Annotated in this window: 19 protein-coding genes; 13 read left to right on the top strand and 6 right to left on the bottom strand. The window is 72.2% G+C overall.

Annotated elements, in window-relative coordinates:
- Nucleotides 1-80 precede the first annotated feature (80 nt).
- The 3 genes from IO29_RS23150 to IO29_RS23160 form a co-directional block, all read right to left on the bottom strand.
- Nucleotides 81-668, bottom strand: a complete 588-nt coding sequence (locus IO29_RS23150; protein ID WP_030379011.1) for a TIGR03086 family metal-binding protein — start codon at nucleotides 666-668, stop codon at nucleotides 81-83.
- 358 nt (nucleotides 669-1,026) lie between these two features.
- Complete coding sequence (locus IO29_RS23155; RefSeq protein ID WP_030379012.1) at nucleotides 1,027-2,190, bottom strand: hypothetical protein; 1,164 nt, start codon at nucleotides 2,188-2,190, stop codon at nucleotides 1,027-1,029.
- Nucleotides 2,187-3,128, bottom strand: coding sequence for a 5-dehydro-4-deoxyglucarate dehydratase (locus IO29_RS23160; RefSeq protein ID WP_030379013.1), 942 nt, complete (start codon nucleotides 3,126-3,128; stop codon nucleotides 2,187-2,189). The genes IO29_RS23155 and IO29_RS23160 overlap by 4 nt, the downstream gene beginning before the upstream one ends.
- 268 nt (nucleotides 3,129-3,396) lie before the next feature.
- Between IO29_RS23160 and IO29_RS23165 the strand changes: the two genes are divergently transcribed.
- The gene (locus tag IO29_RS23165) at nucleotides 3,397-4,194 is read left to right on the top strand and encodes an NAD-dependent epimerase/dehydratase family protein (RefSeq protein WP_030379014.1); all 798 of its coding nucleotides are present in this window, start codon (nucleotides 3,397-3,399) and stop codon (nucleotides 4,192-4,194) included.
- 73 nt (nucleotides 4,195-4,267) lie between these two features.
- On the opposite strand, the gene IO29_RS23170 is transcribed toward IO29_RS23165, so the two are convergent.
- Nucleotides 4,268-5,311, bottom strand: a complete 1,044-nt coding sequence (locus tag IO29_RS23170) for an NAD(P)-dependent alcohol dehydrogenase (protein WP_030379015.1) — start codon at nucleotides 5,309-5,311, stop codon at nucleotides 4,268-4,270.
- Between the two features lie 86 nt (nucleotides 5,312-5,397).
- Between IO29_RS23170 and IO29_RS23175 the strand changes: the two genes are divergently transcribed.
- The 11 genes from IO29_RS23175 (at nucleotide 5,398) to IO29_RS23225 (ending at nucleotide 17,455) form a co-directional block, all read left to right on the top strand.
- Nucleotides 5,398-5,976 carry a TetR/AcrR family transcriptional regulator gene (locus tag IO29_RS23175; RefSeq protein ID WP_030379016.1) on the top strand — a complete coding sequence of 193 codons (579 nt, stop codon included), beginning with the start codon at nucleotides 5,398-5,400 and terminating at the stop codon, nucleotides 5,974-5,976.
- A gap of 388 nt (nucleotides 5,977-6,364) precedes the next feature.
- Complete coding sequence (locus tag IO29_RS23180; RefSeq protein ID WP_030379017.1) at nucleotides 6,365-7,135, top strand: DeoR/GlpR family DNA-binding transcription regulator; 771 nt, start codon at nucleotides 6,365-6,367, stop codon at nucleotides 7,133-7,135.
- Nucleotides 7,136-7,242: 107 nt separating this feature from the next.
- Nucleotides 7,243-8,613 (top strand): ABC transporter substrate-binding protein, encoded by a 1,371-nt coding sequence (locus IO29_RS23185; protein WP_030379018.1) that lies wholly within the window; start codon nucleotides 7,243-7,245, stop codon nucleotides 8,611-8,613.
- Nucleotides 8,610-9,548 (top strand): carbohydrate ABC transporter permease, encoded by a 939-nt coding sequence (locus IO29_RS23190; RefSeq protein WP_030379019.1) that lies wholly within the window; start codon nucleotides 8,610-8,612, stop codon nucleotides 9,546-9,548. The genes IO29_RS23185 and IO29_RS23190 overlap by 4 nt, the downstream gene beginning before the upstream one ends.
- Nucleotides 9,545-10,435: a carbohydrate ABC transporter permease gene (locus IO29_RS23195; protein ID WP_030379020.1), complete on the top strand. Its 891-nt coding sequence runs from the start codon at nucleotides 9,545-9,547 to the stop codon at nucleotides 10,433-10,435. The genes IO29_RS23190 and IO29_RS23195 overlap by 4 nt, the downstream gene beginning before the upstream one ends.
- Nucleotides 10,432-11,421 (top strand): zinc-dependent alcohol dehydrogenase family protein, encoded by a 990-nt coding sequence (locus IO29_RS23200; RefSeq protein ID WP_030379021.1) that lies wholly within the window; start codon nucleotides 10,432-10,434, stop codon nucleotides 11,419-11,421. Before IO29_RS23195 ends, IO29_RS23200 begins: the two co-directional genes overlap by 4 nt.
- A gap of 382 nt (nucleotides 11,422-11,803) precedes the next feature.
- Entirely contained in the window at nucleotides 11,804-12,505 is a 702-nt protein-coding gene (locus IO29_RS23205) for a class I SAM-dependent methyltransferase (RefSeq protein ID WP_158709326.1), read from the top strand.
- 2 nt (nucleotides 12,506-12,507) lie between these two features.
- Nucleotides 12,508-13,650 (top strand): PLP-dependent transferase, encoded by a 1,143-nt coding sequence (locus IO29_RS23210; protein ID WP_158709327.1) that lies wholly within the window; start codon nucleotides 12,508-12,510, stop codon nucleotides 13,648-13,650.
- Between the two features lie 70 nt (nucleotides 13,651-13,720).
- On the top strand, nucleotides 13,721-14,947 hold the full coding sequence (locus tag IO29_RS23215) for an ATP-grasp domain-containing protein (protein ID WP_051707577.1): 1,227 nt from the start codon (nucleotides 13,721-13,723) through the stop codon (nucleotides 14,945-14,947).
- The gene (locus IO29_RS23220) at nucleotides 14,944-16,248 is read left to right on the top strand and encodes an MFS transporter (protein WP_051707578.1); all 1,305 of its coding nucleotides are present in this window, start codon (nucleotides 14,944-14,946) and stop codon (nucleotides 16,246-16,248) included. The genes IO29_RS23215 and IO29_RS23220 overlap by 4 nt, the downstream gene beginning before the upstream one ends.
- 34 nt (nucleotides 16,249-16,282) lie before the next feature.
- The gene (locus tag IO29_RS23225) at nucleotides 16,283-17,455 is read left to right on the top strand and encodes a TerD family protein (RefSeq protein WP_030379026.1); all 1,173 of its coding nucleotides are present in this window, start codon (nucleotides 16,283-16,285) and stop codon (nucleotides 17,453-17,455) included.
- Nucleotides 17,456-17,527: 72 nt separating this feature from the next.
- Here the strand turns inward: IO29_RS23225 and IO29_RS23230 are convergent, their stop codons facing one another.
- Together IO29_RS23230 and IO29_RS23235 are read right to left on the bottom strand one after the other, a co-directional pair.
- Entirely contained in the window at nucleotides 17,528-18,958 is a 1,431-nt protein-coding gene (locus IO29_RS23230; protein WP_030379027.1) for an alkaline phosphatase PhoX, read from the bottom strand.
- A gap of 277 nt (nucleotides 18,959-19,235) precedes the next feature.
- Nucleotides 19,236-20,714: a hypothetical protein gene (locus IO29_RS23235; protein ID WP_030379028.1), complete on the bottom strand. Its 1,479-nt coding sequence runs from the start codon at nucleotides 20,712-20,714 to the stop codon at nucleotides 19,236-19,238.
- Between the two features lie 313 nt (nucleotides 20,715-21,027).
- On the opposite strand from IO29_RS23235, the gene IO29_RS23240 reads away from it, so the two are divergent.
- On the top strand, nucleotides 21,028-22,854 hold the full coding sequence (locus IO29_RS23240; protein WP_030379029.1) for an endonuclease/exonuclease/phosphatase family protein: 1,827 nt from the start codon (nucleotides 21,028-21,030) through the stop codon (nucleotides 22,852-22,854).
- The last annotated feature ends 200 nt before the right edge of the window (nucleotides 22,855-23,054 follow it).

Raw genomic sequence — 23,054 nt, forward strand, 5'->3', positions numbered from 1 at the left:
CGCGATGAAGGTAGGCGCGCGGTGACGGGGCGTCAATGGTTCCGACGGGATTGTCTCGACCCCGCAGGGCCGGGACGTGGCTACGGGCGGCGCCAGGCCGGGTCGCGGCCGCTGAGGCCGAGCGCCCGGTCGAGCAGCGGCGCGCTCTCCTCCACGCGGACGACCGGCCCGAAGACGCCCTCGCCCCGTTCCTTGTCCTCCGCCGCCGCCAGGAAGCCGTGTGCCATGCGCAGGGCGCCCTCGTCCGGTGCGTACTCCTGCCCCGTCGCCCGCGCCAGGTCCCATCCGTGGATCACCAGCTCGTCCGCCACGACCGCCCCGGCGACCGCACCCGGCAGGTCCACCCCGCCCGCCCGGGTCGTGCCGCTCCACGACTCCGGCTCGCGCCACACCGACGCGAGTTCCTCCAGCGCCTTCGGCAGTTCCGTCCGCCAGCCGGGCGGGAGGTCCGTGCCGGCGACGTCCGGGGCCGTGTCCGTCGTGGCGCCGAGCCGTTTGCGGCCGGCGTCGCGGAAGGCGACGGACAGTCCGAACAGGTGGCCGATCATGCTTCCCACGGAGCAGCCGGGGCAGGGGGTGGGGTCCGTGAGCTGTGCGTCCCGGACGGTGTCCGCGAGCCGGGCGACGATGAGGGTTTGCGGGCCCAGGTCGACGGCGGTGGTGTCCATGCGTGTCTCCTCGCTCGGGGGGCGGGATACGGAGTTCGCCCCTCGAAGGTTGGACGGCCCGGGCCCCCGAAACTCATCGCCACCGCCCAAGCGGTTTTCGCCCCCGCCGCCCCTGCCCTCCCCCAAGCTCTCGGCTTCTCCCCCAAGCTCTCGACTGCGCTCGAGCAGGGGGGACCCCCATGAGCAGGGGGACCCCCATCGTCCCTTCAAGGGGCCCCGCCCCTTGCACCCCGGCGCGGGAGAGCTCGGGTGGGTGGGTTCGTCGGCGGGCGCGGGTGGGCCGTGGCTGGTCGCGCGGTTCCCCGCGCCCCTGAAGGGGCACCACGCGAGAAGCCCCACCGGCGGTCAGCCGAGAGAATCAGTGGTGCAGCTCCGCGAGAGCGGTCCGTACCGCCGCCAGGTCCGCGTCCGACGCCAACCCGGCGTGGTACAGGCGCAACTCCGTCGCGCCCAGTTCCGCCGCCCCCCGCGCGTCCGCCGCCAGCGTGCCCGGGCTGCCGCCCATCCCGGACACCACGGTGAGGTTCGCGGCCAGTACGGAACCTCCGTCCCCCGCCCGCTCCGCGAACGGAACCAGCGCCCCCGCCCCGCCCGTGCACGGCACGACCACCCCGTCCGCCACCCCGAGAACATGCCCGGGGTCGACGCCCGCGTTGGCCCCGACGTGGTACCAGACCGGATCCGCGTGCAGCAGCACCTGGAAGCCCTCAGGCGCCACCCCCCGCACCGCCGCGACCGCCTCCTCCCGCAAGGACCGCGCCACCGGCTCCCGCCACGCCCGCGTGAGCGCCGCCCGCTCCGCGCCGAGCAGCTTCTCCACCGCCGGCCATCCCCCGCCGGAGGGCGCCCCCCGCCACACCGGCTCCAGCGCGTCCCGTACGGCCGCCGCCAGCTCGTCCGCGTCGGTGCCGTACCCCGCCCGGCACGTCCCGCAGAAGCACAGCGACATCAGGTACTGCCCGGCGTCGCCGAGCCCGACCCCGCCGGTCTTGTCGTGGGCGTGCAGATGCGCGAACCCGTACCAGCCGAGCGACTCCAGCTCGGTACCGGCCGCGCCCGGCCGCACGGCCGCCTCCGCCGCGAGGTCCACGAGGTATGTACGCGTGGCGGGCTGCGCGATGCAGGGTGCCCACGGGTAGCGGTCCCCGTACGCGTTGACGACGGAGGTCTCCGGATGCTCGGCGCCCAGCCGGGAGTTGTGCGCGAGCACGACCCAGGTGTGCACCTCGAGACCGGCGTCCGTGAGCGCGGCGGCGGCCTCGCCGAAGGCGTCCCCCGGCGCCCAGTCCCCGGCGGCGTACGGCCGCAGCGCGCGCCCCTGCCACCGCTCCCCCGCCGGGTACAGCACGGCGGCGTGCTCGGCCGTCACGATCCGGTGCCGGGGGTGGCGCGGGGTCAGTGCGCGCGTGGAGTGGTACGCGGAGGCCAGGGTCGCCTGCCGCACCCCGAGCCCGGCGATGCGCCCGGGCGCCTCCGGGTCCCCGTTGACGTCCCAGGGGTAGACGAACGCCGACGCCTTCACCGGTCCTCCTCCAGCAGTGCGCAGCCGCGGTCGACGAGCGCCGCGAGCTGCTTGACGTGGTCCTCGGACGGTTCGTGCAGCGGCGGCCGCACCTCGCCCACATCGAGCCCGCGCAGCCGTACGCCCGCCTTGACCAGGGAGACAGCGTAGCCGCGGCCCCGGTCGCGCAGTTCGACGAAGGGCCGGTAGAAGCCGTCGAGCAGGCGCCGCACGGTCGCGTCGTCGCCGTCGCGCAGCGCGTGGTGGAAGGCGACGGCGATCTCGGGGACGAAACAGAACACGGCCGAGGAGTACAGGGAGACGCCGAGCGCCCGGTAGGCGAGCTGGGTCTGTTCGGCGGTGGGCAGGCCGTTGAAGTAGAGGAAGTCGCCGGGCACCTCGCCGCGCACGGCGCTGATCGTGCGCTGCATCAGGTCGAGGTCGCCGTGGCCGTCCTTGAGGCCGACGATGCCCTCGGTGCGGGCCAGTTCGACGACGGTCCGCGGAGTGAAGACGGCGTTGTCGCGCTGGTAGACGACGACCGGGAGCGTGGTGGCGGCGGCCAGTTCCCGGTAGTGCCGCAGCAGGCCCTCCTGGCCGGCTTTCACCAGGTAGGGCGGCATGGCGAGCAGACCGTCGGCGCCCGCGGCCTCCGCGCGGCGCGCGAGTCGCGTGGCGAGCGCGGTGCCGTAGCCCGCGCCCGCGACGACGGGCACGCGCCCGGCGGTCTCGGCCACGGCCGCCCGTACGCACTCCTCGTACTCCTCCGGCGTCAGCGCGTGGAACTCGCCGGTGCCGCAGCAGGCGAAGACGGCCGCGGCCCCGGCCTCGACGCCCCGGCGCACATGCGCGCGATAGGCGGTCGGGTCCACGGCGCCGTCGGGGCCGTACGCGGTGACGGGGAAGAACAGCGGCCCGCTGGGCACACTGAGACGAGCGGCGAGAGGGGACGAGGTCACGGGCTCTCCCTGGGCAGGGGCGCACGGGTGGTCGCGCCCCCGACACGCCTTCCATGTTTCTGATTCACGTACACACTCATGAACGACGCCACGCTAAGCGGCGGCCCTGGCACGGGTCAAGCGTGCACGACGACGCGATGGGGGCGGGGCGAGGGGTACTTGACGCGGGAGAACGTCCCTTCGTAGCGTGTCCACGCATGTGAATGGATGAGGCGCGCGTTTCCCGTGCCCGCACATGCTCGTACCGGCCGACTCAAGGAGACCGCGGATGCCCGCTCCCCGCACCGTTCTGCTCACCGGCGCCGCCGGCGGACTCGGCACGCTGATGCGGGAGTTGCTGCCCTCGTACGGCTACGAGCTGCGGCTGTTCGACGTCCGGCCGGTCGAGGGCGAGCCGGACGCGATCGTCGGCGACCTCGCCGACCGGGGGGCCGTGCGGGAGGCGGTGCGCGGGGTCGACGCGGTGCTGCACCTCGCGGGGATCTCCGTGGAGTCCACGTTCGAGAAGATCCTCGCGGCCAACATCGAGGGGACGTACCACCTGTACGAGGCGGTGCGGGAGGAGGGCGTGGAGCGGGTCGTCTTCGCGTCGTCCAACCACGCGGTGGGGTACACGCCGGTGCCGGGGAGCGGTGATCCGCTCATCCCCGTCGACACCCCGCGCCGCCCCGACACCTTCTACGGACTGTCCAAGTCCTTCGGCGAGGACCTCGCGCAGCTGTACTGGGACAAGCACGGCGTGGAGACGGTCTCCGTCCGTATCGGCTCCTGTTTCCCCGAGCCGGTGGACGTGCGGATGCTGTCCCTGTGGATGAGCCCGGAGGACGGTGCGCGGCTCTTCCACGCGGCGCTGACGGCGCCGGACGTCGGCCACACGGTGGTCTACGGCTCCTCCGCGAACACGCGGCTGTGGTGGGACCTCACCGGCGCGCGGGCGCTGGGCTACGCCCCGCAGGACGACTCCGAGAGGTTCGCCCCCGCGCTGCTGGCCGCACAGGGCGAAGCCCCCGCGACCACCCACGTGGGCGGCCGCTTCCTGACCGACCCGCCGCTCTGGCCGTACTAGGACCTGCCGTTCGGATCAGCGAGGCGGGGCCCGGGGACGCCCGGCGCACCGGGCCCGGCCTCGTGAAGGACGGCTACGTGTCGAGGTCGGACATGTCGAGTACGAACCGGTAGCGGACATCGCCGTCGGCGAGGCGGTTCAACGCCGTTTCGACCTCGCTCGAGGGAAGGATCTCGACGTCGGCCGTGATGCCGTGCGCGGCGCAGAAGTCCAGCATTTCCACGGTCTGCCGCAGCCCTCCCGTGCCGGAGGAGGTGAGCTTCTTGCGGCCGGCCCCCAGCTCCCAGAGCTGTGGCCCGGACAGCAAGGGGTTCCCGAGGACGCACAGGGTTCCGTCGAGTCCCAGCATGCCGATGAGCGGCGTGAGCGCGTGATCGGCGGAGACGGTGTCGAGGACGAAATCGAAGCGGCCCCGTGCCGCGGCGACCCGGGCTTCGTCGGTGGTCACCAGCAGTCCGGTCGCCCCCAGGCTCAGCGCGTCCCGCTCCTTGGCGGCGCTGCGGCTGAGGACGGTCACCTCGGCTCCGAGCGCGACGGCGAGCTTCACCGCGAGGTGGCCGAGCCCTCCCAGGCCGACGACGGCAACGTGGCTGCCCGGGCCGACCCCGGCGGCCCGCAGGGGCTCCCAGACGCTGACGCCGGCGCACATGAGCGGTGCCGCGGCGGCCGGGTCGAGCCCGTCGGGCAAGGGGAGGGCGAACTTCTCACGCAGGACGTACTCACGGCTGTAGGCCCCCTTGGTCGGGGTGCCGTCGACACGGTCGGTTCCGCCATAGGTGGTGGTCGGGCGGTTGTAACAGTAGTTCTCCTGCCCGGCCTCGCACATGGCGCACTCGCCGCACGAGTCGACGATCGTGCCGATGGCGACCCGCTCGCCCACGACGAAGCCGGTGACCGCCCGGCCGGTGGCGACGACGACGCCGGTGGCTTCGTGCCCCGGGACCAGCTCCGTCTCCCCGAGCATCCCGTGGATGCGGTGCAGGTCGCTGTGGCAGACACCGCAGTAGTCGATCCGCACGGCGATGTCGTCGGGGCGCGGGTCGCGCCGCTCGATGGTGACGCGCGTCAGCGCGTTGCTGTTCGGTGCAAGGCTCTGCCAGCCGGCCGTGGTCCTCATGAGCGGCTTCCCCTCATCGATCCGGAATCTGTATTCACCTTAACACGATACGGAATGCCAGTTCCGTTTCCGCGTACACTGGGGCCGTGAACCCACGTACCGGCCCCTCGCCCTCTCGCCGCGCTCCCCGCCGGGACGCGCTGCGCAATGACGCGATCGTCATCGACGCCGCCCGCGCGGTCTTCGCCGAGCAGGGACCGCAGGCGAGCATGGAGGCCATCGCCTCCCGCGCCGGTCTCGGCGTCGGCACGATCTACCGGCGGTTCGCCGGCAAGGACGCCCTCCTGGACGCCATCGCGCGGCTCTTCGTCGACGAGCTGGACCAGGCCGCCGCAGCCGCTCTCGCCCACCCCGACCCCGCCGCCGGCCTGGAGGAATTCCTCGAATTCGTGGGGGCCTTCAACGCGGAGAAGCGCCGGTACGCGGCGGCCTTGGCCGACCGGGTCTCCGGCGACGACGAGACGAGCGCGCGAACGGCGGACCGAGTCCGGCAGCTCACCCGGAAGGCGGTCGACGCGGGGTATCTCGCGCAGGACGTGACAGCGGGCGACATGAAGGCGCTCATCGTCGCGATCCGGGCGGTGGTCGCCGCTTCCCCCGACGGCGACGACACTTCGTGGCGCCGCTTCCTCCGCCTCCACCTCGCCGGTCTTCGCGCCCACTGAGCACGCGGGCGGGGCCCGTCCGGTGGCGAGCCTCGCGACCCGGCGCCCCCTACGGGCAAGGCGCACCCGGGCGCACCGGGGCGCGCCCTCGCACGCCCCCCGGGCACGAAACAGACCCCCGTCCCCCGCCTCCCGGGCACGCCCACTGCCCGTTCCCACTCGCCGCGCCCCCACCCCGCAGGTCGTCGCTCGCCCCTCACCCCCCGAAGCGGGCACAAACGGGCCCACTCGGACCGGCAACAGACCTGGTCAGCACCGCGCCCCCGCTGTAGAACTCTCCCCAAGGCCCGACAGGGCCCGAACGGGCACAGCGATGCCACAGCGACAACCCGCGGCCACGAGCCGTACCGAACGGCATCCAGCGGCAGCGAGAGGGCAGGTACCAGCCATGACGACACGATCGGCCGAGGAACGGCAGCGCGAGATCGTCACGGCCGCCCGCCGCACCGGCTCCGTGGACGTCGCCGCCCTCGCCACCCAGCTCGGCGTCGCCAAGGAGACCGTCCGCCGCGACCTGCGCGCGCTGGAGGACCACGGCCTGGTCCGCCGCACCCACGGCGGCGCCTACCCCGTGGAGAGCGCCGGCTTCGAGACGACCCTCGCCTTCCGCGCCACCAGCCACGTCCCCGAGAAGCGCCGGATCGCGGCCGCCGCCGCGGAACTCCTCGGCGACGCGGAGACCGTCTTCGTCGACGAGGGCTTCACCCCGCAGCTCATCGCCGAGGCCCTGCCCCGCGACCGCCCGCTCACCGTGGTCACCGCCTCCCTGGCCACGGCCGGCACGCTCGCGGAGGCGGGCAACATCAGCGTCCTCCTCCTCGGCGGCAGGGTGCGCCCCGGCACCCTCGCCACCGTCGACCACTGGACGACGAAGATGCTGGCCGGATTCGTCATCGACCTGGCCTACATCGGCGCCAACGGCATCTCCCGCGAGTACGGACTGACCACGCCCGACCCGGCCGTCAGCGAGGTCAAGACCCAGGCGATCCGCGCCTCCCGGCGCACGGTGTTCACCGGGGTGCACACCAAGTTCGGCGCGGTGAGCTTCTGCCGGTTCGCGGAGGTCGGCTCGCTGGAGGCGATCGTCACCAGCACCCTGCTGCCCGCCTCCGAGGCCCACCGGTACTCCCTGCTGGGCCCGCAGGTCATCCGAGTCTGAGCCCACCCCACCCCGCCTACGCAAGCCCCAGTCATCCCCATATGCCCCTTATGCGCCCCATGTCCCTGCACACCCCTTCACCCATCCCCCTCCTCCAGGAGCGATCCATGCGCACCCAGAGCCGACGGAGGCCGCGAGTCACGCTCGCCATGGCCGCCGCGGGAACGCTGCTCGCACCGCTGCTCTCCGGCTGCTGGGTCGGAGCGGGCGGATCCGGTTCCGGCGGTGACTCCGTCAACGTCCTGATGGTCAACAACCCGCAGATGGTGGAGTTGCAGAAGCTCACCGCCGCCCACTTCACCAAGGAGACCGGCATCAAGGTGAACTTCACCGTGCTGCCGGAGAACGACGTCCGCGACAAGATCAGCCAGGACTTCGCCAACCAGGCCGGCCAGTACGACGTGGCGACACTGTCCAACTACGAGATCCCCATCTACGCCCGCAACGGCTGGCTGCACGAGATGAACAGCTACGTCGCGAAGGACCCGTCGTACGACGAGAAGGACGTCCTCAAGCCGATGCGCCAGTCGCTCACCGGCGACGACGGCAAGCTCTACGGCCAGCCCTTCTACGGCGAGTCGTCCTTCCTGATGTACCGCAAGGACGTGTTCGAGGAGAAGGGGCTGAAGATGCCCGCGCACCCCACCTGGGACCAGGTGGCGGACCTGGCCGCGAAGGTGGACGGCGCCAAGTCCGGGATGAAGGGCGTCTGTCTGCGCGGACTGCCCGGCTGGGGCGAGATCATGGCGCCGCTGACCACGGTGGTGAACACCTTCGGCGGCACCTGGTTCGACAAGGACTGGAAGGCCCGGCTCACCGACCCCGCCTTCGAGAAGGCGACCAAGTTCTACGTCGACCTGGTGCGCGCGCACGGCGAGTCCGGCGCCCCGCAGTCCGGCTTCGCGGAGTGCCTGAACAACCTCACCCAGGGCAAGGTCGCCATGTGGTACGACGCCACCTCCGCGGCCGGTTCCCTGGAGGCGGACAAGTCCCCGGTCAAGGGCAAAATCGGCTACGCCCCGGCGCCGGTGGAGAAGACCAAGTCCTCCGGCTGGCTCTACACCTGGGCGTGGGGCATACAGAAGGCCTCCCGCAACACCGACAAGGCGTGGAAGTTCGTCTCCTGGGCCTCCAGCAAGGAGTACGAGCAGCTGGTCGGCGACACCATCGGCTGGTCCAACGTGCCCGCCGGCAAGCGGGCGTCGACATACGAGAACCCCGACTACCGCGCGGAGGCGGGCGCCTTCCAGGAGATGACCCGCGAGGCCATCGAGAACGCCCGCCCCAATGATCCCGGCGTCCAGCCGCGGCCCGCGCCCGGCATCCAGTTCGTCGGCATCCCCGAGTTCACCGATCTCGGCACCAAGGTCTCGCAGGAGATCAGCGCGGCCATCGCCGGACGCCAGTCCGTCGAGTCGGCCCTGAAGAAGTCCCAGAAGCTCGCCGAGCAGATCTCCGAGGAGTACGAGGGACGATGACCGCCACCACCGCGGCCCCCGTGGCCGCCTCCCCCGCGCACGACGTGAAACAGCCCTCCGCGCGGCTGCGCGCCTGGGCCACCCGGGCACCGCTGCTGCCCGCCCTCATCTTCATGATCGCCGTGACCCAGTTGCCCTTCGTGGCCACGCTGGTGATCTCCTTCTTCGACTGGAACGCGCTCTACCCCAAGGCCCGCAAGTTCACCGGCGTCGACAACTACCAGCAGGTCCTCACCGACGCCGACCTGCGGCACTCGGTGTGGACGACGATCCTGCTGACCGTGGCCGTCGTCCTGGTCAGCCTGGTCCTCGGCCTCGCGCTCGCCCTGCTGCTGGACCGGAAGTTCCCCGGCCGGGGCGTGGTGCGCACGCTGCTGATCGCCCCCTTCCTGGTGGTTCCGGTGGCGGCGGCGCTGCTGTGGAAGCACGTGCTGTACAACCCCGAGTACGGCCTGCTCAACGGGTTGCTGCACTACGTGGGCGGCCCGCAGCCGGACTGGGTCTCGAACACGCCGCTGCTCGCCGTCGAGGCCTCGCTGGTGTGGCAGTGGACGCCCTTCATGATGCTGATCCTGCTGGCCGGGTTGCAGAGCCGCGACCACCAGCAGATCGAGGCCGCCAAGGTGGACGGCGCGAGCGACTGGCAGATCTTCGTCCATCTGACGCTGCCGCACCTGCGCCGCTACCTCGAACTGGGCGCCCTGCTCGGCTCGATCTACATCGTGCAGAACTTCGACGCGGTCTTCACGATCACGTCCGGCGGCCTGGGCACCGCCAACCTGCCGTACACCGTCTACCAGAGCTTCTACCAGGCGCACGAGAACGGGCTCGCCTCGGCGGCCGGCGTCCTGGTGGTCATCGGCTCCCTGATCATCGCCACCTTCGCGCTGCGCGTGGTGTCGTCCCTGTTCCGCGAGGAGGTGTCCCGCGCATGAGCGCCACCGCAAGTCGCGTACGACCGTCCCGGACCGCCGACGAGGCCGGCGGCGCCAAGCGCTCCGGCCGGACCCGGGGGGCGGGCCTGGGCCTGCTGGCCTGGGTGCTGGGAGTGCTGTTCTTCCTGCCCATCGCCTGGATGGCGCTGACCTCCTTCCACTCGGAGGCCGACGCAGCGACCAACCCGCCGTCCTTCGCCGCCGCGCTCACCCTCGACGGCTACCGGGACTTCTTTGGCGTCGGCGGCGGGGCCAGCCCCTGGCCCGCGCTGATCAACTCGGCGGTGGCGTCGATCGCCTCCACGCTCTTCGTCCTCCTGCTCTCCTTCCCGGCCGCGTACGCGCTCTCCATCAACCGGGTGCGCAAGTGGACCGACGTGCTGTTCTTCTTCCTGTCGACGAAGATGCTGCCGGCGGTGGCGGGCCTGCTGCCGGTCTATCTCTTCGCCAAGAACGCGGGCATGCTCGACAACATCTGGCTGCTCGTCATCCTCTACACCTCCATGAACCTGCCGATCGCGGTGTGGATGATGCAGTCCTTCCTCGCCGAGGTGCCGGTCGCGGTCATCGAGGCGGCCCGGGTGGACGGGGCGCGGCTGCCGACGGTCCTGGCCCGTGTGGTGGCCCCGATCGCCCTGCCGGGCATCGCCGCCACCGCCCTGATCTGCTTCATCTTCAGCTGGAACGAACTGCTCTTCGCCCGGGTGCTGACGGGTGTGGCCGCCGAGACCGCGCCCGTCTTCCTGACCGGCTTCATCACCAGCCAGGGTCTGTTCCTGGCCAAAGTGTGCGCCGCGTCGCTCGTCATCTCCCTGCCGGTGCTCGCCGCGGGGTTCGCCGCCCAGGACAAGCTGGTCCAGGGCCTGTCGTTGGGAGCCGTGAAATGAAGGCCGCCGTCATCGAGTCCGTGGGCCGCGCCGTCGTCACCGAGGTCCCGGACCCGACGCCGGGTCCGCGCGAGGTCGTCGTCGAGGTCGCCGCGTGCGGGCTGTGCGGCACCGATCTGCACATCCTCCAGGGCGAGTTCGCGCCCAAGCTGCCGATCGTGCCCGGGCACGAGTTCGCCGGCGAGGTGGTCGGGGTCGGGACGCAGGTCACCGAGGTCGCGGTCGGCGACCGGGTGGCGGTGGACCCGTCCCTGTACTGCTACGAGTGCCACTACTGCCGCAGCGGGCACAACAACATGTGCGAGCGGTGGGCGGCGATCGGTGTGACGACGGCGGGCGGCGCCGCGCAGTACGCGGTGGCGCCCGTGGCCAACTGTGTGAAGCTCCCCGAGCACGTCCGCACCCAGGACGCGGCCCTCATCGAACCGCTGTCCTGCGCGGTGCGCGGCTACGACGTCCTGAAGTCGCAGCTCGGCGCGCACGTCCTGATCTACGGGTCCGGGACGATGGGCCTGATGATGCTGGAACTGGCCAAGCGGACGGGCGCCGCGAGCGTGGACGTCGTCGACATCAACCCGGCGCGGCTGGAGACGGCGCGGCGGCTCGGGGTGTCGGGGACGGCCGGCAACGCGGACGAGCTGGACCGGCCGCGGGGCTGGGAGCTGGTGGTCGACGCGACGGGGAACGCGGCGGCGATCCAGGACGGGCTCGGACGGGTCGCGAAGGCGGGCACGTTCCTTCAGTTCGGGGTCGCGGACTATGCGACCCGGGTGGAGATCGACCCGTACCGGATCTACAACCAGGAGATCACCATCACCGGCTCGATGGCGGTGCTGCACAGCTACGAGCGGGCGGCGGAGCTGTTCGCCGGGGGCGTCCTGAACCCGGAGATCTTCATCAGCGACCGTCTTCCCCTGACGGAGTACCCGAAGGCGCTCGAACAGTTCGCGGCGGGCGTGGGCCGCAAGATCGTGGTGGTCCCGTAGGACCCACCGGGCGACGTTGCTTCCAGGCCACCGCCGCGGCGATGTTCCGGGTGCGCGAGCACCGGACCGCCGCGGCGGTCGGGGCCCGGGGGTTCCCGCGCGCTCCGAGAACCCCGGAGCGCGCGGGACACGCCCGCCCGGCCGAAACCGGGCGGTCCACCCGGTTCCGCACACCCGCCCCTGACCACGCATGATCCCAACAGAGCGCCCTCTCAAGGCAGTTGACGACGCCGGACCGATTGACGGATCCGTGCCGCGCCCCCCACAATCTCCCGGGATGTGGGAGCGCTCCCAACAGTCGACGAGCCGCACTCGGGCAGCCCTCGCACGTTCCACCGGGCGCCCGGGCATCTGTCCCACGGGACCGTGATCGGAGGAATGTGTGACGGCACCCTGGTGGAGTTCCAGCACGGAGGCGGAGACGTACGCGTCATTGGGCAATCCCCTCGAATGGCAGGTCGCGTATCCGGAACTCTTCGACCGGATGGGATTCGGTACGGACGTGTCCGGCCCGGTCCTGGACTACGGGTGCGGGCCCGGGGCCGTCGCCTCGTTCCTCGCCGAGCGGTACGCCTACGAGGTCGTCGGATGCGACATCTCCCCGGACATGATCGGCATGGCCGAGCGGTGGGCGACGCGGCCCGGAGTCCGGTTCGCGCACCTCACCGACGGACGGCTGCGGGACCTCGCCGACGGCCACTTCGGCGCGGCCATCTGCACCTTCGTCCTGTGCGTGCTCCAGGACCCGGAGCAGCATCTGGCGATCGGCAGGGAGATCCACCGTCTGCTGCGGCCGGACGCGCCCTTCGGGATCGTCGTTCCGCACCCGGACAGCGCGGGGGTCCAGTTCAGCACCTGCCGCAGCGGTGATCCCGGCGTCTCCTACGCCGCGGGCGACCCGATGACGACCTGGCTGAAGGGGCACGGGAAGACCCTGGAGATCGAGGACTGGTTCTGGCCGGTCGAGTGGTACGAGAAGTTCATGGTCGAGTGCGGCTTCCACTCCGTGGCCGCGCACGCCCCCCTGGCCGCGCCTGAGGAACCCCGGCACGCGCCCTTCCTCGTCGTCACCGGGAGGCGGTGACCGTGTACGAGGCACCCACCGTCGCCACCCCGCCGCCCCACGCCGGCAGTTTCGCCGTCCAGTCGGTGATGCCGCCCAAGGAGGCCGCCGGCCCGCTCGTCGCCCCGCTGGGCCTCTCCACCGCGTACCACCAGGATCTCGACGACATCGCGCCCACGCGGTACGGCCGTTGGGGCCACGAGTCCGCCTCCGCGCTCGAGGAGGTGCTCGGCGCCATGGACGGCGGTACGGCCGTCGTGTTCAACAGCGGCATGTCCGCCGTCTCCAGCGTGATGCTGAGTCTGCTGCGGCCGGGCGACACGGTGGTCGTCGGCGCCGACACCTACTACGAGACACGGCAGATCGCCGAGCAGCTCGGCGAGCGCGCGGTGACCGTGCGGCCGCTCACCGACGTGGCCCGGCAGCTGCCCGACGCCGTGGCCGGGGCCCGGCTGGTGCTCCTGGAGTCACCGACCAACCCGCTCCTGGGCATTCACGACCTGCGGGAGTGCGCGCGGCTCGCCCACGGTGCCGGGGCCCTGTTCGCGGTGGACAACTCGGTGTCGTCCCCGCTGGGCCAGCGTCCGCTCGAACTCGACGCCGATCTGGTCATCACCAGTGACGCCAAGGTCGTCGGCGGGCACAACGACATCATCCTGGGGCATGTGACCGCACGTGATCCGGAACTGGTCGGGCAGCTGCGGCACTGGAGGCACCTCCACGGATCGATCCCGTCGGCCTTCGACTGCTGGCTGGCGCGCCGGTCCATCGGCACGCTCGAACTGCGTCACGAGCGCCAGACGGCGAACGCCGCCGCACTCACGGAGCTGCTGCACGGGCGTCCGGAGGTGACCCGGCTGAGGTGGCCGGGCTGGGAACTCGACCCCGGTCACGCCGTCGCGTCCCGGCAGATGGTGTGCGGGGGCGGCGTCCTCGCCTTCCGGCTGCCGGACCGCGAGCATCTGCACCGCCTCCTCAAGGCGAGCGCGCTGATCGTGCCGGCCACCAGCTACGGCGGGTTGCAGACCATGGCCAACGACATCGCCACCTGGCCGCACATCAAGGTGCCTCCGGGATACGTCAGGATCTCCTGCGGCTGCGAGCCCACCGCGGAGCTGGTGGACGACGTCCGCCACGCGCTGGACGCCGCGCTGGGGACCCGTTGAGCCGCACACCGGATCCTGCCCGCGGACGGCGGGGCCCGCTCAAGACACCACAGCAGACTGGAGGACTCCCGTGGGCCACCATGCCCTCGCCATCGGTTCCCTGAAGCCCCTCCCGACGGAGGTGATGACGTCCCCGCTGCTCGATTCGGTCACCGTCGTCACCGAGCCCGGCTGCGCCGGCTACTACGGGCCCGGGACCGAGGTCGTGCTCGTCCCCGGTGTCGACGACTTCACCGCGGTACGGGACGCGGCACTCGGTGTGCTCGGGGACCGCCCGATCGACGCGATCCTGACCCCGACCGAGTTCGGCGTGGCGACCGGCGGCCTGCTGCGGTCGTACTTCGGCCTCCCGGGCGAGGGGTTCGAGACGGCGCACGCCTTCGCCAACAAGTACGTGATGAAGCGGAGGCTGGCGGCCGCGGGCGTGCCGGTGGCCCCCTTCCGGCAGGCGTTCCGGCTCGACGGTCTTCCGGCCGCCGCCGAGGACCTGGGCTGGCCCGTGGTGGTCAAGCCGGTCTTCGGCAGCGGGACCGTGGGGGTCGACGTGATCGAATCGCCGGTCCGCTTCCGGGAGTTCCGCGAGTCGCCGGCCGGTGCGGCCCTGCGGACGACGGGCTGCCCACTGATCGTGGAGCGGTACGTGGACATCGAGACCGAGTACCACTGCGACGGCGTCGTCACGGACGGCGAGCCCGTCTTCGTCTCGGTCTCGCGGTATCTGCGGCCGGTGCTCGACGGGGTCGGGCACATGCAGGGCTCCCACCACCTGCCCCCGGACCATCCGGACGCCGTGGCCGTCCGCGAACTGCACACCGCCGCGGTGCGGGCGCTGGGGATGCACGCCGGGGTGACCCATCTGGAGGTGCTCAGGACGTCCGAGGGCTTCCTCGTGGGCGAGATCGCGTGCAGACCGGGCGGCGGGGGCATCGTCCGCGGCGTCCGGCTCCAGTACGGAGTGGATCTGTGGCAGGCGTACACCGAGACGTCGCTGGGGCTGCGGCCGGCCCTGGCCCCGGTGGAGCGGGCGGACCTCGTGGTCAACGTGATGCTGCCGGCCAGGCCGGGCCGCATCACCCGGCTCAGCAGCGCCGAGGAACTGGCGGCCGTGCCCGGCGTCACCGAGGTGGACCTGGCGCACAAGCCGGGCGACGTCATCAGCGACGTCATGTACTCGACCAACCTCGCGGGTCTCGTGTACCTCGCCGCGCCCGCACTCGACGACGTCGATCCGCTCGTCAGGGGTGTCTCGGACGCGTACGTCTTCGACGTGTCCTCGGCGAGCCCGGTCTCGGTGTGAGCGACCGCCGGCCGTGGCCGCCCCCGTGGTGGGGGCTGCCGCGGCTCGCGGGACACCGGCGGTTCGTGGCGGCGATCCTCGTCGACAGCCTCGGTTCGGGGATGTTCCTGCCGTTCTCGGTGGTCTACTTCGTCAGGTCGACCACCCTGTCCCTCACCACGGTGGGCGCCTGCATGTCGGCCGCGGCGCTGATCGCCATGGCCGGTGTCCCCGCCTTCGGGCCGGTGATCGACAGGTTCGGCCCCGGGCGGGCGGTCGCGCTGAGCAGTCTGCTCCAGGCGGTGGGCTTCTTCGGCTACTTGGGGGTGGAGCACGCCTGGCAGCTCGTCGGGTGCGCCGTCCTCGCGGGGGTGGGCCAGAACCTCTACTGGACGGCGAGCGGCCCGGCGGTCCTGTCGATCGCGGCTCCGGGCGAACAGGACCGGTGGTTCAGCCTGGTGCGGGCGCTGCGCAACATCGGCATGGGCGCGGGTACGGTCCTCTTCGCCGCGGCGGAGGCGGCCGGCGGCGCGGCGGTCGGGCGCACGATGGTCCTGGCCGACGCCGTCAGCTTCGTCGTCGCGGGCGCGCTCGCCGTCTCCTCGCTCCCGGCGCCCCCGGTGCACGACGGGAAGCCGGAGGCAGGGGAGGGAGAAAGGGTACGGAGACAGTCGTGGCGGGGCTACGGGCGCGTCCTGCGGGACGCCCCCTTCACCGCCGCCGTCACCGCCAACCTCCTCCTGGCGCTCTGCACGATGGTGATGCCCGTGATCCTCGCCGTCTATCTGACCGGTGAACTGCGTCTGGCCGGCTGGTTCGCGGGGGCCGTGTTCACGGTGAACACCGTGCTCGTCGCGGGCACGCAGACCGTGTTCTCCCGGCTCCTGGACCGTGTGCCCGCGCTGACCACCCTGCGGCTGTCCGCGCTGCTCTGGGCGCTGTGCTTCGTCGGACTGTGGGCGGCTCCCGTGTCCGCGCCGGCCGTCGCCATGGCCGTCGTCGGCGCGGCGATCGTCTGTTTCACCGCGGCGGAGATGGCGCACGCGCCGGTCATGAGCGCCCTCGTCGGCCGGCTGGCGCCGCGGGCCGCGCGCGGCCGCTACTTCGCGCTCCACCAGCTCTCCTGGAGTATCGCCACCGCGCTGGCCCCCACCGTCTTCACCTGGCTCCTGCGGCTCGGGGCCGCGTGGCTGTGGACGGCCCTGCTGGCCGCGTGTCTGGTGAGCGCCGTCCTCCTGCGGCCACCACGCGGCCGTACGGCCGAAGGGGGCGCGCGGGCCGGCGTCCTGCCGGGCGATCCTGCCCAGGTAAGGGAACGGTAAAGCGCCCCCGCTCGTTACACCCCACATGACAGCTATGACCCCCGGCTCGAACATCCCTCTCCCCGTCACACAGGTGACGGTGGACGTCGCCGCCCCCGTGCGACTCGACGTATCGGGCCTGCTGCTCACTCCCGACGGCAAGGTCCGCACGGACGAGGACTTCATCTTCTACAACCAGCCCACCGGCCCCGGTGTGACCTACCGCTCCGGCGGCGGCACGACGCCCGACGCCATCGGCATCGACACCGCCGCCGTTCCCCCGGGCATCGAGAAGATCGTCGTCACCGCCAGCCCCGACGCCGCCGGCCAGACCTTCCAGGGCATCGAACCCACCGCCACCCTCCGCAGCGCGGCCGACGGCTCGGTGCTCGCCACGTTCACACCCCCGCGGCTCGGCGCGGAGACAGCCCTCGTGATCATGGAGATCTATCTGCGCAACGGCGCGTGGAAGGCCCGCGCCGTCGGCCAGGGCTACGCCGACGGCCTCGCCGGGATCGCCACGGACTTCGGCGTCTCGGTGGAGGAACCGGCCCCCGCCGCCGCCCCGCCGCAGCCGACGGCCCCGCCGCAGCCCACCGCGCCCGCGCCGGCCCCCGCGGCGCAGCCCCCGGCCCCCGCCCCCGGTGCCGGCAAGGTCAACCTGGACAAGGGCCGCGTCAGCCTCCAGAAGAACCAGACGGTGTCCCTGGTCAAGGGCGGCCGCCCGCTGCTCGCCCAGGTCAAGATGGGCCTCGGCTGGGAGCCGGCGTACCGCGGCAAGGACATCGACCTGGACGCCTCGGTCATCGCCTACGGCCCGCAGCGCGACCACGTCGACAGCTGCTACTTCGGCAAGCTGTCGATCCTGAACGGCGCGATCAAGCACTCCGGCGACAACCTCACCGGCGAGGGCGGCGGTGACGACGAGGTGATCGTGGTCGACCTCGGCCGCATCCCGCAGGAGGTCTCGGGCCTGGTCTTCACGGTGAACTCGTTCTCGGGCCAGAAGTTCACGGAGGTCGCCAAGGCGTACTGCCGCCTGATCGACGCCGCGACGGGCGAGGAACTGGTCCGCTTCGACCTCACCAACGCCGAGGCCCAGACCGGCGTGATGATGGCCAAGCTGGTCCGCCAGTTCTCCGGCGAGTGGGACATGACGGCCATGGGCGAGTTCGTGAAGTCCCGCACGGTGCGGGGGATGGTGAAGCCGGCCGCCAAGGCGCTGTGACGCACGGCCGGCCCGCGCGACCGCCGGCTCCGGGGCGCCTCCCACCGGGCGCCCCGAGCCGTGGGCCCTCGCCTACCGCTTCTGGCGCTTCCAGGGGCCGGTGATGGCGAGCATGATGCCCGGGGTCTGGATGTTGGCGTAGAGGGTGCGGCCGTCGGGCGAGAAGGTGACGCCGGTGAACTCGCTGTACTCCGGCTCCTCCTCCGTACCGATGTTGAGCTCGTTGCGGGCGATGGGGTACGTCCGGCCGCTGTCCGTCGCGCCGAACAGGTGCTGCACGCCCTCGCCGTCCTCGGCGATGACGAGGCCGCCGTAGGGGGAGACGGTGATGTTGTCGGGGCCGTCGAAGGCGCCGTCGGCGGCGGGGTCGGTGTTGACGCCGATGAGGACCTTCAGGGTGAGGGTGCGGCGCCGGGGGTCGTAGAACCAGACCTGGCCGTCGTGCTGGACGGGGCTCTCGTCGCGGGCGTAGGAGGAGACGACGTAGGCGCCGCCGTCCGCCCACCACATGCCCTCCAGCTTGCGGGCGCGGGTGACCTGGCCGTCGGTGAACTGCTTGCGGACGGGGGTGGACGTGGCGTCGCGGTCGGGGACGTCGACCCAGTCGACGCCGTACACCGTGCCGGTCCGCGTGGCGCGGGAGAGGTCGTCGACGAATCTGCCGCCGGAGTCGAAGCACTTGAAGGCCTGGAGGACACCGGCGTCGTCGGCGAGGGTGCGCAGCCGGCCGCGGCCGTGGCGGAAGCCGTGGGGCGGGGTCCAGCGGTAGAACAGCCCGTTGGGTCCGGAGGCGTCCTCGGTGAGGTAGAGCTGCCCGCGCTTGGGGTCGACGACGACGGCCTCGTGCGCATACCGGCCCAGCGCCTTGATCGGCCGGGGGTCGCGGTTGGCCCGGCGGTCGGCGGGGTCGACCTCGAAGACGTAGCCGTGGTCCTTGGTCATGCCGTTCTGGCCGGCCCGGTCCTCGGTCTCCTCACAGGTGAGCCAGGTGTCCCACGGGGTGTGGCCGCCCGCGCAGTTGGTGGAGGTCCCGGCGATGCCGACCCATTCGGCGACGTGGTCGTGGCGCACCTCGACGACGGTGCAGCCGCCGGACGCGGCCGGGTCGTACACCAGCCCCTCGGTGAGCGGCACGGGGTGCGGCCAGTCGGCGCGCGGGCCCTTCAGCTCGTGGTTGTTGACGAGGAGGGTGGCGCCGCGGGGGCCGTCGAAGGTGGCGGTGCCGTCGTGGTTGGAGGGCGTGTACTCGCCCGACTCCAGCCTGGTGCGGCCGCTGTAGGTGAGGACGCGGTAGGAGAACCCGGCGGGCAGCGCGAGGACGCCCTTGGGGTCGGCGATCAGCGGACCGTAGCCGACGCCGCCGTGGTGGTCCTCCGCGCTGTGGTGGTCGGTGGAGGCGAGCGCCTGCGGAGCGGTGGCGAGCGCGCCGACGCTGCCGGCCAGGGCGACCCCGACCCCGGTGAGCGCGGTTCGTCCGGTGAAGTCCCTGCGGGTGAGCGACATGCTGACTCCTGTGACGGAAGAGGCGACCGTGGAGGGTGGCGCACCGCGATTGCGGCGCCACGGTGCCGCGCTCGCGTGAACGCCGGCCCAACGGGGCATGGCGCCCCGTCAGGGGCGCGGGGAACTGCGCGAGAAGCTCCACCGGCGGCCGGCCGACAACGAACCCTCGGGGTCCAAGGGGCGGAGCCCCTTGAAAGGACGGGAAGTGTAAAGGACGGGAAGGGTAGGGGCGGCGGGGGCGAAAACCCTCACGCGCCGGAACCGGCGGGCCCCCCGCTCACTCCCCCCGCTGCGACCGCGCCTTGAACGCCGCCTTCCGCGCCTCCTTCGCCACCCTCTTGTCCGGATGCAGCCGTCCCATCGCCTCCAGCACCTCCGCCGTCGCCGGATGCTCCACCCGCCACGCCGCCGCGAAGAACCCGCTGTGGCCCGCCGCCAGCCCCTCCACCAGTTCCCGCAGCTCCGCCGAGTTCCCCTCGGCGGCCAGCTGCGCCGCAACCGTGTCGATGGTCAGCCAGAACACCATCGACTCCGGCGGCGCCGGCACATCCGCCGCCCCGTGCTCCGCGAGCCACACCCGCGCGAGCCCGCCCAGTTCCGCGTCGTCGAGGACCTCGCGCAGGGCCGGCTCCGCCGCCCCGCCCACCAGCGCCAGCGCCTGCTGACAGCACAGCCGGCGCAACGGCGCCCCCGCGTCCACGCCCCGGGCCGCGCTCAGCAACTCCCGCGCCGCCGCGAGCGGTTCACGCCGGGCGAGCCACTGCTCGGTCTCGGCCCGGGCGGCGGCCGGCGGGAAGCCGGCGGTGCCGTCGAGGAGCACATCGGCCCCCTTGTCGGCCAGTTCGCCCACCGCGGGCGCCTCGAACCCCGCTTCGAGGAGCCGGACACGCAGGCCGTACAGACCGAGCGGCGTCAGCCGCACCATGCCGTACCGGCTGACGTCGGCCTCGTCGACCGCGGCCCCCTCGCCGCCCCCGCCGGCGGGCTCGCCCTCGTCCGCCGCCTCGGCCAGCACGTCCTCGTCGACCGGCTGGAACTCGACCAGACCCACCGGTTCGAGCAGCCGGAACTGGTCGTCGAGCCGCATCAGCGCGTCGGAGACCTGTTCCAGCACGTCGTTCGTGGGCTCGCCCATGTCGTCCGGGACGATCATCGACGCGGCGAGCGCGGGCAGCGGCACCGGCCCCTCGCCGGGCCCGTCCTCGTCCACCGTCAGCAGATACAGATTGCCGAGCACCCCGTCGAGGAATGCGGCCTCCGCCTCCGGGTCCCAGTCGAGCGAGGACAGATCGACCTCGCCGTCCTCGCCCGCCTCCTCCAGCAGGGCGTCCACGTCGCGCAGGTCCGGCACGCTCGCGTCGGCCAGTACGGTCTCCAGGGCGCCGAGCCACACGTCCAGCACGTCGTGCGGCGACCCGGAGGTGAGCAGCCGCAGGCTCTCCCCCGCCTCGACGGTGCCCTGCTCCTCGTCCGTGACGGTGACGAGCCCGGTGTTGACGGCGACCTGCCAGGCCTCGTCGGCGAGCCCCTCGGCGTGCTCGGCGGCCTCGGTGCCTTCCGTGTCGAGCCCGAGCGCCTCGGCCGCCGCCGGCAACTGCTCCTCGACCAGTTCGCCACCGGCGTCGACACGGGTCTCCGGTCCGGCCCAGCGGGCCAGCCGGACGGCGCGCGTGAGCAGCGGCGTGGCGAGCGCGTCCCGCGCGAGCTCCGCTTCGGGGCGCAGCCGCACCGGCGGCAGGGGGGAGCTGTCTGACATCGGCTGGTTCTCCTCGTACGCCATGCGCCTGTGAGCGGTCCCGCGGGCAGCCGTACAACCGCCTGAACGTCGTACGACCCAACCGCTCAGCCTAGACGGATTTCCACCCATGCCGCCCGGTTCACGTTCCCGATGCCGGGCGTACATGGCCGAAACCTTGACAACCGGTCGGCCTTGGCAGGAGATTGACGCGCGTAGAAGCCGACGGACAGTGGTCCACCGAACACTCGCCGTCGCTCGCGTCATCGCCGTCGGCCGAACCCCCGCGTCCGGCCGGGCGCTTCCCAGTCAAGTGGTACCCGGAGGGATCCCCTTGCCGAGCAAGTCATCCGCGCGTCTCGCCGCGCTCACCGTCGCCGCCGTCTGCTCCACGGTCTCCGGCGTGGTCCTCACCTCGCCGGCGCACGCCGACGAGGTGCGCATCCATGACATCCAGGGCACGACCCGTATCTCCCCGTACGCCGGCCGGCAGATCACCGATGTGGCCGGAATCGTCACCGGCGTGCGCGGCTACGGTTCGTCGAAGGGCTTCTGGATCCAGGACCCGGCGCCGGACGCCGACCCGGCCACCAGCGAGGGCGTGTTCGTCTTCACCAGCTCGGCGCCGAAGGTCGCGGCCGGCGACGCGGTGACGGTGTCGGGCACGGTCTCGGAGTACGTGCCCGGCGGCACGTCCAGCGGCAACCAGTCGGTCACCGAGATCACCAGGCCGGTGATCACCACCGTCTCCACCGGCAACGCGCTCCCGGCGCCGACGACGGTCGACGCCCGCTCGGTGCCGGACGCGTACAGCCCGGCGGGTGACCCCGCCGCGCACGACTCGGTCAACGGGCTGACGCTGCGGCCGGAGAAGTACGCCCTGGACTACTACGAGTCCCTGGAGGGTATGAACGTCCAGGTCGCCGACACCCGTGTGGTCACGGCGACGGACCCGTACACCGAGCTGTGGGTCACCGTGAAGCCGCACGAGAACCCGACCCGGCGCGGCGGCACGGTCTACGGCTCCTACGCCTCCCAGAACACCGGCCGGCTCCAGATCCAGTCCCTCGGCTCCACCGCCGACTTCCCCGCGGCGACCGTCGGCGACACCCTCGCCGGGACCACCGCCGGGCCGCTGGACTACAACCAGTACGGCGGCTACACGCTGGTCGCGAGCGAGCTGGGCACGCTGCGGAAGGGCGGCCTGGAGCGGGAGTCGACGCACCGGCAGAGCGGCCGCGAACTCGCGGTGGCCACGTACAACGTCGAGAACCTCGACCCGTCGGACGACACGTTCGCCGACCACGCCGCCGCGATCGTGCACAACCTGAAGTCGCCCGACATCGTGTCCCTGGAGGAGATCCAGGACAACAACGGCGCCACGGACGACGGCACGGTCGCCGCCGACCGGACGCTCGGCAAGCTGATCGACGCCATCGTCGCGGCGGGCGGCCCGCGCTACGAGTGGCGGGGCATCGACCCGGTCGACGACCAGGACGGCGGCGAGCCCGGCGGCAACATCCGCCAGGTGTTCCTGTTCAACCCCGCGCGGGTGTCGTTCACCGACCGTGCCGGGGGGACGTCCACGACGGCCGTGGGTGTGGAGAAGGTGCGCGGCAAGGCCCGCCTGACGGCCTCTCCGGGGCGGATCGACCCGGCGAGCGCGGCGTGGAAGGACAGCCGCAAGCCGCTGGCCGGGGAGTTCGTCTTCCGCGGGAAGACGGTCTTCGTGATCGCCAACCACTTCGCCTCCAAGGGCGGCGACCAGGGGCTGACGGCCCAGTACCAGCCGCCGGTACGCAGCTCGGAGACCCAGCGGCACGCCCAGGCGACGGAGGTCAACGCGTTCGTCAAGGACATCCTCAAGGCCCAGAGGAACGCGCGGGTGATCGCCCTGGGCGACATCAACGACTTCGAGTTCTCCGGCACGGCCCGGCTGCTCGAGGACGACGGCGCCCTGTGGTCGGCGATCAAGTCACTGCCGAAGAGCGAGCGTTACACGTACGACTACCAGGGCAACAGCCAGGTCCTGGACCAGATCCTCCTCAGCCCGTCCCTCCGCCACCGCGGCGCGTACGCCTACGACAGCGTCCACATCAACGCGGAATTCCCCACCCAGATCAGCGACCACGACCCCCAGGTGGTCCGACTCCACCTGTAGCCGGTCCGCGACCGACGCGGGGGCGCCCTACTGCTTTCAGCAGGGGGCGCCCCACCGCTTCTCAGGGGCACGGGGAACCGCGCGACAAGCCACAGCAGACCCGCGCCCGCACCCGCCGACGAGTCGACCCGCCCGAGCCCTTCGTACCCACCCCGCCCCCGGAGGGGCCCCTACCGCCGCCGCCCCCACCACACCCCCGC

Source organism: Streptomyces sp. NRRL F-6676 (genome assembly GCF_000725625.1).
Lineage (GTDB): Bacteria > Actinomycetota > Actinomycetes > Streptomycetales > Streptomycetaceae > Streptomyces.